The sequence below is a fragment of the Streptomyces mobaraensis genome (assembly GCF_020099395.1).
Classification (GTDB): domain Bacteria; phylum Actinomycetota; class Actinomycetes; order Streptomycetales; family Streptomycetaceae; genus Streptomyces.
In genome coordinates, this window is the sequence record NZ_CP083590.1 from 7275269 (window position 1) to 7290506 (window position 15238).

The following is a 15238-nucleotide window of genomic DNA, read 5'->3' on the forward strand; positions in this document are numbered from 1 at the left end:
AGCGGTGTCCTACGGGCTCGTCGCCAGCGCCGCGTCGAACGCGGCGCACAGCAGGTGCACCGCCACCAGGTGCAGTTCCTGGACGTTCGCCGTCGTCCCCGCCGCCACGCACAGCCGGTCGTGGCCGGCCTCCGCCAGCGGGTTGGGGGCCGGGCCGGTCAGCGACCACACCTCCATGGCGGAGGCGCGGCCCGCCGCCGCGGCGGCCAGCAGGTTGGGGCTGGCCCCGCTCGTCGACAGCAGGACCAGCACGTCGCCGGGGCGCGCGTGCGCCCGCACCTGGCGGGCGAACAGCTCGTCCGGGCCGTAGTCGTTGACGATCGCCGTGCAGCTGGAGGTGTCGGCGTGCAGCGCGATGGCCGAGAACGGCGGCCGGTCGTCGCGGTAGCGGCCGACCAGCTCGGCGGTCAGGTGCTGCGCCTGGGCGGCGCTGCCGCCGTTGCCGGCGGCCAGCAGCCGGCCGCCAGCGGACAGCACCCCGGCCAGCCGCCGGCCCCAGCGCTCGGCGACGGCCGCCTGCTCCGCGCGGAACAGCTCCAGGGCCGACAGCAGCCGGCCGCAGTGGTCGCCGCCTGTGGTGTCCGGCGGCCGTACGGTACGGGTGACGGTCATCGCACACCTCCCGATCCCGAGGCGACGGGGGCCGGTTCGGCGACCCGGTCCGCGACCCGTTCGTAGACCCGTTCGACGCCTTCCGCGACGGTCTCCCAGCCGTACCGGGCGACCGCCCGGGCCCGCCCCTCGCGGCCGTACGCCGCGATCCGCTCGGGATCGGCGAGCAACCCGGTCACGGCGTCGGCCAGTTCGACGTGCTTCCCCGGCGGGACCAGCAGCCCGGTCGTGCCGTGCGCCACCGTGTCGCGGTGCCCGCCCACGTCCGTGGCCACCACCGGGACGCCGCAGGCCATCGCCTCCAGCGGCACGATGCCGAACGGCTCGTACACCGGGGTACAGAGCACGATGTCGGCGCTGCGGATCAGCGCGGGCATCTCCTCGTGCGGTACGCAGCCCAGCAGCACCAGCCGGTCGGCGACCCGCAGCCGGCGGGCCAGGCCCAGCAGCCGTACCGCCTCCGGATCCTTCAGCAGCCCGTCGACGGGCGGCCCGCCGGCCACCACCAACTCGGCGTCGGGGATGCGCTGGAGTGCCTTCAGGGCCAGGTCGACGCCCTTGCGGGGGACGAGCCGGCCGACCACCAGCAGCCGGTGCCGGGCCCGGCGGGCCGGGGTCAGCGCGACCCGGCCGCGGGCCGAGAAGTGCTCGGTGTCCACGCCGCACGGCACCACCGAGCAGCGGTCCCGGGCGACGCCCATCAGCTCCAGCTCGTCCACCTCGTCGGAACAGGTGGCCAGGATCCGCGCGCAGGACGCGCCGATGGTCCGCTCCACCTCCAGCCGCTCCGGCGGGCTGGTGTCCGCCTTGCCCTGGTGCCGCCGCTTCACCGTGCCCAGCGCGTGGTACGTCTGGACGACGGGCACCCCGAGCCCGTGCGTGCCCATCAGTGCCACCAGGCCGGACATCCAGAAGTGGGCGTGCACCACGTCCGGCCGGTCGTGCCGCCAGGCCCGGGCCACGTGCCCGCCGAAGTGCGGCATGTGGGCCAGCAGCCGGTCCTTGGGCACGTACCGGTCGGGGCCGGCGCGGACGTGTTCCACCACCGCGCCGGACGGCAGCGGCACCCGGTCCGGCGATGTCGCGTCCTCCCGCCGCGTGTAGACGGTCACCTCGTGGCCGCGCTCGGCGAGCAGGTCCGCCAGCCGCGCCACGTAGACGTTCTGGCCCCCCGCGTCGGGGCCGCCGAGCGCGGCGAGCGGGCTCGCGTGCTCGGACACCATGGCGATCCTCATCGCGTCACCTCCTTGATCAACCGGTCCCAGTCGTCCAGGAACCGGGGCAGCCCGTACCGGGCCAGGGCCGCCTTCCGGGCCGCGCGGCCCGTCTCGCGGGCCAGCTCCGGTTCGGCGACGAAGCCGCGGACGGCGTCGTGCAGCACGTCCAACCGGTTGGACAGCACCCCCGCGCCCGGCGGCACCGCCTCGCACGCCTCGGTGGTGGCCAGTGCCACCACCGGCATGCCGAGGTGCATCGCCTCCAGCAGCGACAGGCCCAGCGACGTCCAGCGGACCGGGTGCAGGTACACCCGGCGCTCGGCCAGGGCGTGGTGCAGGGCGCTCTGGACGAGCTCCCGGCCCCGGCAGCGCTCCTCCGGGACGCCCAGCTCCGCGGCGATCCCCTCCGTCCCCATGCCGAACACGTCCAGCGGGGCGGCCTCGGAGAAGTACGGGAGCAGGTCCGTGCCGGTGGTCCGGCCGCGCCGCAGGGGCTCGTTGACGACCACGGCGGCCCGCTCCAGCCGGCCCGTCCACAGCGGGCCGGGGTCGACGATGCCGTGCTCGATGACGGCGGTGGGCGTCGTCCCGCAGTCCCACATCAGCCGGTTGAAGTGCGTGACGTGGACGACCGTCAGCTCCGGGCGGTCCGCGGCCGGGTGCCGGGTGTCCGGGACCGGCCCGCCCGGCGCGTTGTGCTCCAGGTAGACCGTGGGGACGTCGGCGCCCGGCCGGCGGCCCAGCCACTCCCGGGCCAGCTCGATCTCGTGCGGGCGTTGCAGGACCAGCAGGTCCACGTCCGTTTCCCGGAGCTCCGCCGGGGGCACCTCGACGACCGACTCCGGCCAGTCGAAGGTGGCCGCCCGGCCCAGCCCGTCCGGGCCGTGGTCCGGCGTCACCGGCACCAGGTAGGTGTGCGGGCCCTGGACGAACGCCGTCGTCCACGAGCCGTGCACGTGCCATAGCAGGATCCTCATGGCGTTCGCTCCGTCCGTTCCGTCGGATGGGTCCCTCGCGGGGGCTCCAGGCCGGGCGTGCGCCCGGTCAGCTTCTCCACGGCGGCCAGCACGTCCTCGGGGGACACCCCGTTCAGGCACGGGTGGCCGGGCACCGGACACTCCCGGGCCCTGCTGCCCGCGCAGGGCGCCCGCTCGTCCCCGAGCAGCACGTGCGGCACCCCGTACGGCGCCCAGCGCTCGGCCGGCACAACCGGGGCGAACAGGCACACCACCGGCGTGCCCACGGCCGCCGCCAGGTGCGCCGGGCCGGTGTTGCCCACCACGACGGCGGCGGCCCGCGCCAGCACCCCGGCCAGCTCGGCCGGACCGGTCCGCCCGCCCAGGTCGAGGGCGACGCCGCCGGCGACCGCCGCGGTCAGCTCCCGTTCCCCGGCGCCGCCGGTGACCACCACCCGGTAGCCGGCCCGGGTCAGCGACCGGACCGCCGCCGCGCACCGGTCGCCGCTCCAGCGGCGGGCGGGCACGGCGGCGCCGGGATGCACGACGATGTAGCCGGACCCGTCCCGCAACTCCGGGAGCGGTTCCGGCGGTTCCCGGACGGCGAGCCGCCCGTCGTCCCCCTCCGGCAGCCGGAAGCCGGCCGCCTCGGCGAGGTCCAGCGCGGCGGCCGCCTCGTGCCGGCGCGGCCCCCGCCGGTGCCGTACGTCCAGGAGGGCGCCCGGATAGTCGACGGAGTCCGCCGCGAGACGCTCCACCCCGGCGAGCCGCAGCAGCAGGGCCAGGGGCAGCGGGCTCTGGTGGAACGAGGTGAGGATCAGGCCGACGTCCGGCGGGTCCGCGGCGATCCGCCCGACGAACGCCTCGACGTCCGCCCGCTCCACCGCCGGCGGCTCGAACCCCACCCACGGCGCGTCCCACACCACCACCTCGTCCACGCCGGGCAGCATCCGCGCGGCGGGCGCGCCGCGCGGCCCGCACAGCAGCGTCGTCCGCTCGGCCCCGGCGGCGACGGCCCGCACCGCGGGACCGGCGAGCAGGACGTCCCCGAAACTGTCGAGACGGGCTACGAGCGCTTTCACGGCCGGCCCCCTTCCGCCGGGTCCGGGGCGCCTGCACGGGTGGGCCGTCCCGCTCCCGTGGCCGGCGACGTCGCTCCGGCCCCGAGGCCCGGCCGCCGGACGGCGCGGACGCTGTCGTCGCCGGGATCCTGGGCCGGTCCGCCGGAGCCGGCCGACCCGCCCGCGACCGGCCCGCCCGCGACCGGCCCGCCCGCGACCGGCCCGCCCGCGGCCGGCCGGGGCGCGACGGTGCGGGCCGCGTCACCGCCACCCGGCGCGGGCGTGGTGCGGCCGGTCTCCGGGTGGGCGGCGGGGTGTCCGTGGGGGCCGGGGTCGTCGGCGTTCTTGCCGGTCGGTGGGGTGGCGGGTGAACCGGTCGGCGCTTCCGGGCGGAGAGTGGTCGGACGGGTGTACGGGTGTCCGTGCCGACCCGAGGCGCCGGGAGCCTCGCCGGGCGCGCGCCCGGGCCCGGTCCCGTCGCCGTGGCGGAGCGCGGCGCCGGGCGTTCCGGCGTCAGCGTCGCCGCCCATTACGCCCGGCGTGGCCGGGTGCAGGCCCCGGCGGAGCGGAGACCCGGACGGCTCACGGACGCTCACGGCACCGCGCGGTTCACGGTTCACCGTGGCCGGGAGCGCTTTGCGTACGGCTCGGACGCGGGCGGTCCCGCTTCCGCCCGTGCCGTCGGCACCGCCGCCCGCGGCTCGGGGCCCCGTACCGGGCGGGATGCCGCTGCCGGAGGCCGTGCGGGAGGGGCCCGGGGCGCCGGTGGTGGCGGGGGAGACGGGGGAGGCCGCCGGGGTTTCGGCGGCAGTCGTGCCGCCGCCCGTGCGGCGCGCGAGCGCGAGCCGTACCGCCGCCGGCAGGTCCGGCGCCCAGCACGCCGCCCGCGCCACCTCCTCCAGCCGCGTCGCCCGCGTCGGGACGAGGACGCCCGAGGCGCCGGCCGCCACCGCCGCGTCCATGTCGCTGCCGATGTCGCCGATGACGACGCAGTCCTCGGGGTCGACGCCCAGCGTGCGGGCGGCCGTCAGGACCAGGCCCGGGGCGGGCTTGCGGCAGGGGCAGCCGTCGTGGGGGCCGTGCGGGCAGACCGCCCAGACGTCGAACCGGCCGAGGAGCCGTTCGACGCGTGCGTTCACCCGGTCGACCTGGGCCGGCGTCAACAGGCCGCGCGCCACGCCCGACTGGTTGCTGATCACCCCGAGGGGCACGCCCAGCCGCCGCAGCAGGGACACGGCCTGCCGGGCGCCGGGGGCGGGGACGACCCGGGCCGGGTCGCCGTTGTAGGGCACGTCGCGGACCAGCGTGCCGTCCCGGTCGAACAGCACGGCGGCCGGGAGCCGGTCGGCGGTCATGGCCGCACCCCCTTGCGCGGGGCGGTCCGCAACGGCACCGGGACGACGAGCGGGCCGCGCGCCGCCGGCCGTACCGGGCGGACGCCGCGGTGCCGCCAGGTGCCGCGCAGCCGGTGGCAGACCGCCAGCGGCGGGATGACCGCGCTGGTCGCGAGCATCGCCGCCACCTCGGGCACGGTCCGCGGACCCGGTGCGATCCGGGCCCAGGCGAACTCGGCCGTGCCCAGCGCCCAGCCGACGGCCGCCGCCGCGCCCGCGCCCGGATGGCCGGAGACGGCCAGGGCCGCCGCCAGCGTGCCGGCCGCGGTCACCATGGCGTGTCCGCGCAGCCGTCCGCGCGGCGCCCCGGCCCGCTCCCACCAGTCGGAGCCGTGCAGCCGCAGCATCAGCGCGTCGTCGGCGTTGCCGACCTGGGTGCGCACCGACACCCAGGGGCCGGCCGGGCGTACCGGGTGCAGGGTCGTCCGGGTGCCGCGCTCCAGCCGCCGGCCGGCCGCCAGGACGCGCAGTGCCAGGTCGGCGTCCTCGCGGAAGGCGCGGGGGAAGCGCTCGTCGAAGCCGCCCACCGCCTCCAGGGCGGCGGTGCGGTACGCCATGTCGGCCGTGGCCCAGCGGGCGTCCGCGAGTCCGGCGGTGTTGCGCTCCCAGTCGGTGGGACGCCGCCCGGACGGCAGCGGCACCTCGATGACGCCCTGGACGCCGGCCACGTCCGGACCCGCCCGCAGCAGGTCGCCGGCCAGGTCGTCGCGCCACGCGGGCCCCACCCGGACGTCGTCGTCGAGGAAGACGACCCAGGGGCTGTCCACCGCGCGCCAGCCGGTGTTGCGGGCCGCGGCCGGTCCCCGGCCGCCGGCGCTGAGCACCGACGCGCGGGGCCGCAGCGTCCCCAGGGCCGCCAGCGGCAGCGGCGGCCGGGCGTGCCGCGGGCCCCGGCGGTCGTCGACGACGACCACCTCGCGGGGCTCGGGGCCCGCCGAGGACGCCAGCGCGTCGAGGCAGTCGGCGAGGCAGGGCCGCCCGACGGTGGGGATCACCACCGCGTAGGAGAAGGAACTCACCGTTCCGGGAGAGGCGTTCATGCCGACGCCCTCCCCCCGGCGTACGCCCCGCCGCGCCGGACCGCGTACGGCCCGATGGCCAGCAGGTCCACGGGCGCGGAGCCGAAGCACTCCAGCGCGTCGCGCGGGTCGTCGACCATCGGCCGGCCGGCCGTGTTCAGGCTGGTGTTGACGACGACGGGCAGCCCGGTGCGGCGTTCGAACTCGGCGAGCATCCGGGCCACCAGCGGCTCCCGCCGCGGCTCCACGGTCTGGATCCGGGCCGTGCCGTCCACGTGCACGACCGCCGGGATGCGGTCCCGCCACGGCCGGGCCACGCCGTGCACGAACAGCATGTACGGGCTGGGCAGCGGCCCTTCGAAGATCTCGGCCGCCCGGTCGGCGAGGACCATCGGCGCGACCGGCCGGAACTCCTCGCGCCCCTTGACGTGGTTGAGCCGCTCCAGGTTCTCGGCCCGGCCGGGGTGGGCCATCAGCGACCGGTGGCCGAGCGCCCGGGGCCCGTACTCGCTGCGGCCCTGGAACCAGGCGACGATCCCGTCCGCGGCCAGCGTCTCGGCCACCGCCGCCGCGATGTCCGGCGGCCGCTCGTACGGCACCCGGGCCCGCTCCAGCCACCCGCGCAGCTCCTCGTCGGACCAGCCGCGGCCCAGGTCGGCGCCGTCCATCGGCGCGGTGGGGGCGCCGCCGTCCGCGGCGAGCTGGAGCGCGGCGCCCAGCGCCGTGCCCGCGTCGCCGGCGGCGGGCTGCACCCACACCCGGCGGAACGGACCCTCCACGGCGATCCGGGAGTTGGCGACGCAGTTGAGGGCGACGCCGCCGGCCATGGCCAGCGACTCGGCGCCGGTGCGGGCGTGCAGCCAGCGCGCCAGGTCCAGCAGGAGCTCCTCCAGGCACTGCTGGGTGCTGGCGGCGAGGTCGGCGTGGTCCTGCGTCCACTCCTGGCCGGGGGCGCGCGGCTCGGTGAGCGCCGCCCAGGGCACCGCGCTCGCCCGGAACCCGCCGTCCTCCGTGGCGTGCAGGTACTTCCGCACCTCGGTCAGGAAGCGCGGCTTCCCGTACGCCGCGAGGGCCATCACCTTGTACTCGTCGCTGCTGCGCAGGAAGCCCAGGTGCGCGGTGAGTTCCTCGTAGACCAGGCCCAGGGACTGCGGCAGCCGCTGGGTGGCGAGCACCTCCAGGTCGCCGCCGGTGTAGCGGCCGGCCAGGTGCGAGGCGCACTCGCCGCGCCCGTCCAGGACGAGGACCGCGCTGTCGGCGTGCGGGGCGGCGAGGCCGGCGGACGCGGCGTGCGCCACGTGGTGGGCGACGAAGCGGACGCGCGCGGGGTCCAGGCCTGGCAGGGCGTCGGCGAGGAAGGCCGGCGCCTCGCGGGCGTAGGTCTGCCGCAGGTGGTCCCACGGGTCGTCGAGCCCCATCTCGGCGGCGGGCAGGGCGAGCGCCGGGTCGTAGGAGTAGGCGACGGCGTCCAGGTCGCCGGGGCTCAGACCGGCGTGTTCCAGGCACCACCGGGCGGAGAGCACCGGCAGCTCCCAGGCCGCGAACGGCACCGGCCGCTTGCCGTGCTTGCGCCGGGAGAACCGCTCCTCCTCGGCGGCGGCGACGATCCGCCCGTCGGCGACCAGCGCCGCGGCCGGGTCGTGGAAGAGGGCGTTGATACCGAGGATGCGCATGCCGTGCTCCGTCTCTGGTGGGGTCGGACGCCGGGACGCCGCGGGACCGGGAAAGGGGGTTACGCGGCGGGGGCCGTCCGCGCGAACCACTCCACGGTCCGCTTGAGGCCCTCCGCGCAGTCCACGCGGGGCGACCAGCCGAGCAGGCGGCGGGCCAGCGTGGTGTCGGGACGGCGCTTGCCGGGGTCGTCGACCGGCCGGTCCACGAACTCGATCACCGAGGCGGAGCCGGTCAGGTCCACGATGAAGCGGGCCAGTTCGAGGACGGTGGTCTCGTCCGTCCCGCCGATGTTGACCGGGCCGGGGTGGCCGCGGGCGGCGAGCGCCAGGATGCCGTCCACCGTGTCGTCGATGTACGTCAGCGACCGCGTCTGGCCGCCGTCGCCGGCCACCGTCAGCGGCTCGCCGTCGAGCGCCTGCCGGATGAAGGTGGGCACCGCCCGCCCGTCGTCGGCCCGCATCCGGGGGCCGTAGGTGTTGAAGAGGCGGACGATGGCGGTGTCCGTGCCGTGGGTGCGCCGGTAGGCGGCGACCAGGGCCTCGGCGTAGCGCTTGGACTCGTCGTAGACGCTGCGCGGGCCGATCGGGTTGACGTTGCCCCAGTAGTCCTCGCGCTGAGGGTGTTCGAGCGGATCGCCGTACACCTCGGAGGTGGAGGTCAGCAGGAAGCGGGCGGCGTTCCGGCGGGCGAGCTCCAGGGCCGCCCGGGTGCCGTTGCTGCCCACCTCCATGGTCTGAATCGGCAGCCGCAGGTAGTCGGCGGGCGAGGCCGGGCAGGCGAGGTGCAGGACCAGGTCCACCGGGCCGGGGACGGCGGCCAGGGCGGCCGGGTCGGAGACGTCGGCACGGACGAAGGAGAACCGCGGATCCCCTTCCAGATGGGCGATGTTGTCGCGCGATCCCGTGGCGAGGTTGTCCACGCAGCACACCTCGGTGCCCTCGGCCAGCAGCCGTTCGCACAGGTGGGATCCGACGAAACCCGCTCCTCCGGTGATCACCGCACGGGTCCAGCGTCGTTCGTCCATGATCACACTCCTTCGCGTACGGGCACCGGTCCTTCGGTGCGGTACGGCCCGCCGGTGAGGGACCGGCTGTCGTCGTCCCGTCGGGAGGGCTGCCGCGGCGCCGGACCGTCCGGCGGCCGGGGCCCGGGGACGACGCGGAATGGAGTTCTGCTTCTGCTCGCCGGCCTCCGAGGGCCCGGCGCGGGGGCGGTCACCCGGCCCGGTTCTCCCGGGCTCGTGTCCCCGGTCTCACCCGGGGCTCGCGGTCGTGACCCGCCGTAGCGAATGCGGCTCGGCTAGAAGCGTCGCACAGCCCCGGCGGTTGGGCCACCTGGGGCAACCCGGGCCCGGCGGCACCGCCCGTCCCGCCCGTTTCGGCTTGCCCGCCCGGGGCAGGCGGGTGAGCCTGAGGAGGCGATCGGCGCCGTACGGACGCCGGCCCTCCGGGGCGGTCGCGCCGGCGCCGGGAACCGCGGCACGCGGGACGGCCCGGCCGGCGGCCGCCGCGATGAGGCATCGACCAGGAAGGACGTACGCGCGTGCCCGCTCACGAGTCCGGCCGGGGCATCGACCCGGCCGCGCAGGACGCCAAGGACCAGCAGCTGGAACGGTTCCGCGCCGCTCCCGCGCACGACGCGCTCACCACCGACCAGGGCGTGCGCGTCGACGACACCGACAACGCGCTGCGGGCCGGCCGGCGCGGGCCGACGCTGCTGGAGGACTTCCACAACCGGGAGAAGATCACCCACTTCGACCACGAGCGCATCCCGGAACGCGTGGTGCACGCCCGGGGCGCCGGCGCCTACGGCTACTTCGAGCCGTACCAGTCGCTGAGCGAGTACACCTGCGCCGACTTCCTCGCCGAGGCCGGCCGCCGGACGCCCGTCTTCGTCCGCTTCTCCACGGTCCAGGGGCCGCGCGGGTCCGCCGACACCGTGCGGGACGTCCGTGGGTTCGCCACCAAGTTCTACACCCGCGAGGGCAATTACGACCTGGTCGGCAACAACATGCCGGTCTTTTTCATCCAGGACGCCATCAAGTTCCCGGACTTCGTGCACGCGGTGAAGATGGAGCCGCACAACGAGATCCCGACCGGCGCCTCGGCCCACGACACGTTCTGGGACTTCTGCTCGCTCCAGCCCGAGTCCACCCACATGCTGATGTGGCTGATGTCGGACCGGGCCATCCCGCGCAGCTACCGGATGATGCAGGGCTTCGGCGTGCACACGTTCCGCTTCGTCACGGCGGACGGGCGGGGCACGTTCGTGAAGTTCCACTGGAAGCCCAAGCTGGGCGTGCACTCCCTGGTGTGGGACGAGACGCAGATCATCGCGGGCCGCGACCCCGACTTCAACCGCCGGGACCTCTGGGAGTCCATCGAGGCCGGTGAGTACCCGGAGTGGGAGCTGGGCGTCCAGCTGGTTCCGGAGGAGAACGAGTTCGACTTCGACTTCGACCTCCTAGACGCCACGAAGATCATCCCGGAGGAGCAGGTGCCGGTCCGCCCGATCGGGCGCTTGGTGCTCAACCGGAACCCGCAGAACTTCTTCGCCGAGACCGAGCAGGTCGCCTTCCACACGGCGAACGTCGTGCCCGGCATCGATTTCACCAACGACCCGCTGCTCCAGGGCCGGAACTTCTCCTACCTGGACACCCAGCTGATCCGGCTCGGCGGCCCCAACTTCAGCCAGCTGCCCGTCAACCGGCCGATCGCCGACGTCCACCACAACCACCGCGACGGCTTCGGCCAGCAGGTCATCCACCCCGGCACCAACTACTTCCCCAACTCCCTCGGCGGCGGCTGCCCGGCGCACGCGGGCGCGGGCGGCGGCGCGGGCGTCTTCCGGCACTACGCCGAACGGGTGGACGGCGAGAAGATCCGGGTCCGCAGCGAGAGCTTCCAGGACCACTACAGCCAGGCGGCGCTGTTCTGGAACAGCATGGCCGACTGGGAGAAGCGGCACATCGTCGAGGCGTTCCGCTTCGAGCTGGGCAAGGTCATGTCCGTCGAGGTGCGCGAGCGCATGGTGGGGAACCTGGCCCACGTCAACGGCGACCTGGCCGCCCTGGTGGCCGACGGCCTGGGCCTGCCCGCGCCGGCGCCCGACGCGGGCGTCTCCACCGCCGCGTCCCCCGCCCTGAGCCAGGAGAACCTCATGGGCGAGGGCATCCGCACCCGCAAGGTCGCCGTGCTGGTGGCGGACGGGACGGACGCCGGGCAGGTGGCCGCCGCCCGCGGCAGGCTCGTCGCGCAGGGGGCGATCGTCGAGGTGCTGGCGGCCCGCGACGGCTCGGTGCGGGGCGCCGGGGGCGAAGTCCTCGACGTGGACCGGGCGATGCCCACCATGGCGTCCGTCCTCTACGACGCGGTCCTCGTGCCCGGCGGGGCCCAGGCGGTGTCGGTGCTGGCCGCCGACCCCGCGGCCGTACGGTTTGTCGAGGAGGCGTACCGGCACGGCAAGCCGCTCGCGGTCTTCGGCGAGGGGACGCGGCTGCTGACGGCGGCCCGGCTGCCCGAGGAGGTCGTCCTCGGCGAATCGGCGCCCTCCTACGGTGTGTTCGCCGGCAATGGCACCGCCTCCGTGGAGGACGTCGCCGACGCCTTCGCCGCCGCGATCGCCCTGCACCGCTTCCCGCGCCGCCCCGGCCTGCTCAACTGACGGCGGGGCAAGGCACGGTGAACGCCGCCGACGACCGGCGCACGGTACGGGCCCTGCTCGACGCGCACGGCCGCACCTACGCCGAGGAGGCGGGCATCCGGCTGCGGGACACCCCGCAGCCGCTGTACCGCCTCCTCGTCCTGGCCTGCCTGCTCAGCGCCCGCATCCGGGCGTCGGTCGCCGTGGCCACCGCCCGCAGCCTGGCCGACGCGGGCCTGAAGGACCCGCGCCGGATGGCCGGCGCGACCTGGCAGCGGCGCGTCGACGCGCTCGGCGCGGGCGGCTACCGCCGCTACGACGAGCGCACCGCGACCCAGCTCGGCGACGGCGCCGAACTGCTGCTCGACCGGTACGGCGGCGACGTCCGCCGGATGCGCGCCGCCGCCGACGGCGACCCCGGCCGCCTCCCGGAGATCCTCCAGGAGATCCCCGGCCTGGGCCCCGCCGGGGCGAGCATCTTCCTCCGCGAGGTTCAGGGCGTCTGGCCCGAACTCCTGCCGTACCTCGACGACAAGGCCCTCCAGGGCGCCGCCCGGCTCGGCCTCCCGGACCGGCCCGGACCCCTGGCCCGCCTGGTCGACCCGGAGCGCACCCCGGCGCTGGCCGCCGCCCTCGTCCGCGCCGCCCTGGACCGGGACGTGGTGGAGGACGTGCGGCGGCGGGCGGGGGAGTGAGGCCCGTCGGACGGCAGTGATCAGCGGGCCCCGGGAACCGGCGCGGGCGGGGAGAACCGCTCCCGGGCCCGGGCGAACACCTCCCGGAAAAGAGGGTCCTGCACCGAGCCGCGGTCGTAACGGACGCCGAACCTGCTCTCGTATTCGGAGAACCACCTGGCGTCGGTATTCAGGAATACGATGTCGTGCAAAGCCATGTGGCGGAGGGCGAGCATCGGCACCGGTGCGCGGAGCGCTTTGAATTCGGGATTCCGGGCGGCGGACTCGTCGCAGAGCGGATGGAACTGGCTGATCATCAGCCCTTTTTCCACGATGCCCGGTTTCGCGCGGGCCTGTGCCGCGTCCAGCGCGGCCAGGCTCCCGGCGTCGCCGGGAAGGCCGTCGAGGACCACCAGAAGGGCGTGCAGCGTGCGGTTGCGGTGCGCCCACCGGGTGGCGTCGAACACCTCCAGCATGCGGGCTATCAGCGCGTCGAGACCCGCCGGGGAAGCCGTCACCGGCCAGACCTCGAACCGCAGGGTGCCGGCCTCCATCGAAGGCGGAACGAACGGGCAGACCGCGCCCTCCCGGGCGAGCCGCGCGTCCGGACGGCACACGTAGTCGTGCAGCCAGTCCCGCGCCGCCGCCGCGTGTCCCGGTATCGGACCGCCGGACTCATCAGCTAATTCGGACAATGTTCCAAACCTCTCCGGGAAAAGGACCCAGGGGGTGATCACCACAGGGTGAAACGCCATGGCGCCCCCCTCGGCGGACGGCACCGACCGTACACAGCGGGTCCGGCCATCGGAAGGTAAAAAAGTGAAATCCGGACGACAGCCCCTCCGAAACGGGTCCGAATGACCATGAACAGGAGAGAGGGGAACAGTGGATTCCCGAATTCCGGAGGCGCCGGCCCGTCAGAGCCCCGCGGCGTCGCCCGGCCGCCCCGGGCCCGCTCCGGCACCGACCGCCCCCGCCTGCTCCCCCTCATCGTCCAACGGGCGCCGCAGCGACGACCGGCCCGCGCGCCACGCCTCCAGGACCCGGCGCTCGAACCGCCCCTCCACCCACTGGGTGGCGGTGACGCCGAACTCCACGTCCGCCGCCAGCGCCGGTTCCTCCCGGAGCAGCCCGCCCACCACGTCGCGCCGCACCAGCTGCTCGTGCACCGCGTCGGCCGACACGTGCTCGGCGTAGAAGCGGACGGCGGCGGGGCCGGCCCCCAGCCGCTCCATCGCCTGGACCAACCGCCGCGAGCCGGGCGGCGAGGTGCACTCCAGCGTCGCGAAGTGGCCCACCAGACAGCCGCGCAGCGCCCGGTGCAGGCCGAAGAGCGACATCAGGTTGCCGGTCGCCAGGGTGGCCGCGGGCACGGCGTCGACGTAGCGGCCGTAGGTGTCGTCCAGGCCCAGGTCCCGCATCAGGTCCGCGTACAGCTTCGCGTGCACCCGGTCCGCCCGGCCGGCGCCGAACTCGTCGTACTCCACCGCCACCAGGCCGGCCTTGGCCGTGCCCGTGAGCCGGGGGATGGCCCAGGCGTGCGGGTCGGCCTCCTTGAGCTGGTAGACCGAGCGGTGCACCGCGTACTCGCGCAGCTGCTCCCGCGTGCCGTGGTCGCGCAGGAAGTACGAGGCGCCGTCCGCCTCGCCGTCCGGCGGCTCCGTGACCAGCTCCTCCAGCACGGCGTCCACGCCCTCCCCGATCGGCGCGTCGGCCCGCAGCGCGGCCAGGAAGGCGCTCTCCAGCACGGCCCGCAGCCGCAGCGCGCGCGGGTCCCACTCCCAGGCGTCGGACACGCCCGGCAGGCCGCGGTAGTGCAGCTCGTAGCAGAGGTGGAGGGCCAGTTGGACATCCTCCCCGTAGGGGTCGGCCGCGGCCACGGCGGGCGCGCCGGGCAGCGGGTCCCGGCCGTCGCCCGGGTCGCGGCCGAACAGTTCCAGGAGCGCGCCGGACAGTTCGCCGCGCGCGGCCGGACAGTGCATCGTGAGCCTCCCAGGTCCGCGGGGTTCGCGGGTGGAACGGTTACCCGGCGCCGGGCCCGTCACGCCGGGGGCCTGCGACGGCGGCGGTGGCTGGTGTCGCACCACGGGAACTCCGCGCTGCGCCGGCAGGTGCAGAGGGCCACCACCGGACGGTCCGAGCGCACGACCGAACCGTCCTCCATGACCACCTCCACCGGCCCCTCGACGAGGAACGGGCCGTTCGGCTCGCGGGAGACGCGGCGGGCGGGCTTCGGCGCCGGGCCGTCGGTTCCGGGCCGCTCCCGCGCTTCCTCCGCCGGTCGCCGCGCCGCGTCAGGGGATGTACCGGCCACGGATCACCACCAGCTCCTCCTTGTCCTGCCCCGCCGCCAGCAGCCCGCGCTCCCGCAGCCAGCCCGCGCGGGCGCGCAGCACCGGCCCGAACGGCACGGCCCTGCGGTCCGCCACCTCGGCCTCCATCCCGGCCCGCCGCAGCAGCTCCAGCGTCCGGTCCTCGCCGCTCAGCGCCGACTGCACCAGCAGCAGCACCCCGGCCGGCCGCAGCGACGGCGGCGCCTCCGCGCACAGCTGGTCGAGCACCGCCCGTCCGTCGTCCCCCCGCCTCCCAGGCGCGCGCCGGGCCGCGCCCGGGGAACGTGCCGTCGGGGGAGGGGACGTACGGGGGGTTGGCGAGGACGAGGTCGAAGCGCCGGTCCGCGACCGGGGCGAGCAGGTCACCTCGCCGCACCTCGACGCGGCACCCGGCGAGCAGGGCGTTCAGCCGGGCCGTGAGCACGGCCCGGAGCGAGGCGTCGACGGCCGTCACCCGGACGCCGCGCCCCCGGCGGGCCGCCGTGATGGCCAGGGCGCCGGTGCCGGTCCCGACGTCGAGTACCCGCGCGCCGGCGGGCAGCGGCTCCCGTTCGAGCGCCTCGGCCAGCAGGAACGAGTCGTCCTGCGGCGCGTACACCCCGGGCGGGCTGACCAGCCGCCGTATCCGGCGCGTCCGTGCCGTTCCGGCGGCGGGC

At 76.1% G+C, this 15238-nt stretch carries 13 protein-coding genes and 1 pseudogene; 2 read left to right on the plus strand and 12 right to left on the minus strand.

Translation table 11 applies throughout. The features are described 5' to 3' along the window. Nucleotides 1-9: 9 nt before the first annotated feature. From K7I03_RS32005 to K7I03_RS32040, 8 genes are read right to left on the minus strand one after another with little or no spacing between them, the layout of a single operon-like run. Nucleotides 10-612 carry a D-sedoheptulose-7-phosphate isomerase gene (locus tag K7I03_RS32005; RefSeq protein WP_185945457.1) on the minus strand — a complete coding sequence of 201 codons (603 nt, stop codon included), beginning with the start codon at nucleotides 610-612 and terminating at the stop codon, nucleotides 10-12. Further along, complete coding sequence (locus tag K7I03_RS32010; protein WP_185945456.1) at nucleotides 609-1847, minus strand: glycosyltransferase; 1239 nt, start codon at nucleotides 1845-1847, stop codon at nucleotides 609-611. Before K7I03_RS32010 ends, K7I03_RS32005 begins: the two co-directional genes overlap by 4 nt. Next, nucleotides 1844-2806 carry a glycosyltransferase gene (locus tag K7I03_RS32015; protein ID WP_185945455.1) on the minus strand — a complete coding sequence of 321 codons (963 nt, stop codon included), beginning with the start codon at nucleotides 2804-2806 and terminating at the stop codon, nucleotides 1844-1846. The genes K7I03_RS32010 and K7I03_RS32015 overlap by 4 nt, the downstream gene beginning before the upstream one ends. Continuing rightward, nucleotides 2803-3867, minus strand: a complete 1065-nt coding sequence (locus tag K7I03_RS32020; RefSeq protein ID WP_185945454.1) for a glycosyltransferase family 9 protein — start codon at nucleotides 3865-3867, stop codon at nucleotides 2803-2805. The genes K7I03_RS32015 and K7I03_RS32020 overlap by 4 nt, the downstream gene beginning before the upstream one ends. After that, the gene (locus tag K7I03_RS34460) at nucleotides 3864-5201 is read right to left on the minus strand and encodes an HAD-IIIA family hydrolase (protein ID WP_398858353.1); all 1338 of its coding nucleotides are present in this window, start codon (nucleotides 5199-5201) and stop codon (nucleotides 3864-3866) included. The genes K7I03_RS32020 and K7I03_RS34460 overlap by 4 nt, the downstream gene beginning before the upstream one ends. After that, nucleotides 5198-6280 carry a glycosyltransferase family 2 protein gene (locus K7I03_RS32030; RefSeq protein WP_221903543.1) on the minus strand — a complete coding sequence of 361 codons (1083 nt, stop codon included), beginning with the start codon at nucleotides 6278-6280 and terminating at the stop codon, nucleotides 5198-5200. The genes K7I03_RS34460 and K7I03_RS32030 overlap by 4 nt, the downstream gene beginning before the upstream one ends. Continuing rightward, the gene (locus tag K7I03_RS32035) at nucleotides 6277-7932 is read right to left on the minus strand and encodes a carbamoyltransferase family protein (protein ID WP_185945453.1); all 1656 of its coding nucleotides are present in this window, start codon (nucleotides 7930-7932) and stop codon (nucleotides 6277-6279) included. Before K7I03_RS32035 ends, K7I03_RS32030 begins: the two co-directional genes overlap by 4 nt. 59 nt (nucleotides 7933-7991) lie before the next feature. Then, the gene (locus K7I03_RS32040; RefSeq protein WP_185945452.1) at nucleotides 7992-8957 is read right to left on the minus strand and encodes a UDP-glucuronic acid decarboxylase family protein; all 966 of its coding nucleotides are present in this window, start codon (nucleotides 8955-8957) and stop codon (nucleotides 7992-7994) included. Between the two features lie 518 nt (nucleotides 8958-9475). On the opposite strand from K7I03_RS32040, the gene K7I03_RS32045 reads away from it, so the two are divergent. Both K7I03_RS32045 and K7I03_RS32050 read left to right on the plus strand, forming a co-directional pair. Continuing rightward, nucleotides 9476-11596 carry a catalase gene (locus K7I03_RS32045; RefSeq protein ID WP_185945451.1) on the plus strand — a complete coding sequence of 707 codons (2121 nt, stop codon included), beginning with the start codon at nucleotides 9476-9478 and terminating at the stop codon, nucleotides 11594-11596. A 17-nt stretch (nucleotides 11597-11613) separates the two neighbouring features. Then, nucleotides 11614-12270 (plus strand): HhH-GDP family DNA glycosylase, encoded by a 657-nt coding sequence (locus tag K7I03_RS32050; RefSeq protein ID WP_185945450.1) that lies wholly within the window; start codon nucleotides 11614-11616, stop codon nucleotides 12268-12270. Between the two features lie 20 nt (nucleotides 12271-12290). Here the strand turns inward: K7I03_RS32050 and K7I03_RS32055 are convergent, their stop codons facing one another. From K7I03_RS32055 to K7I03_RS32070, 4 genes and pseudogenes are all read right to left on the minus strand, one after another. Next, the gene (locus K7I03_RS32055) at nucleotides 12291-12989 is read right to left on the minus strand and encodes a DUF6875 domain-containing protein (protein WP_185945449.1); all 699 of its coding nucleotides are present in this window, start codon (nucleotides 12987-12989) and stop codon (nucleotides 12291-12293) included. 177 nt (nucleotides 12990-13166) lie between these two features. Beyond that, nucleotides 13167-14231: an iron-containing redox enzyme family protein gene (locus tag K7I03_RS32060; protein ID WP_185945448.1), complete on the minus strand. Its 1065-nt coding sequence runs from the start codon at nucleotides 14229-14231 to the stop codon at nucleotides 13167-13169. 59 nt (nucleotides 14232-14290) lie between these two features. Next, nucleotides 14291-14563, minus strand: coding sequence for a CDGSH iron-sulfur domain-containing protein (locus tag K7I03_RS32065; RefSeq protein WP_185945447.1), 273 nt, complete (start codon nucleotides 14561-14563; stop codon nucleotides 14291-14293). After that, a pseudogene (locus K7I03_RS32070) lies at nucleotides 14544-15180 on the minus strand (HemK2/MTQ2 family protein methyltransferase). Before K7I03_RS32070 ends, K7I03_RS32065 begins: the two are co-directional and overlap by 20 nt. Nucleotides 15181-15238: the final 58 nt, after the last annotated feature.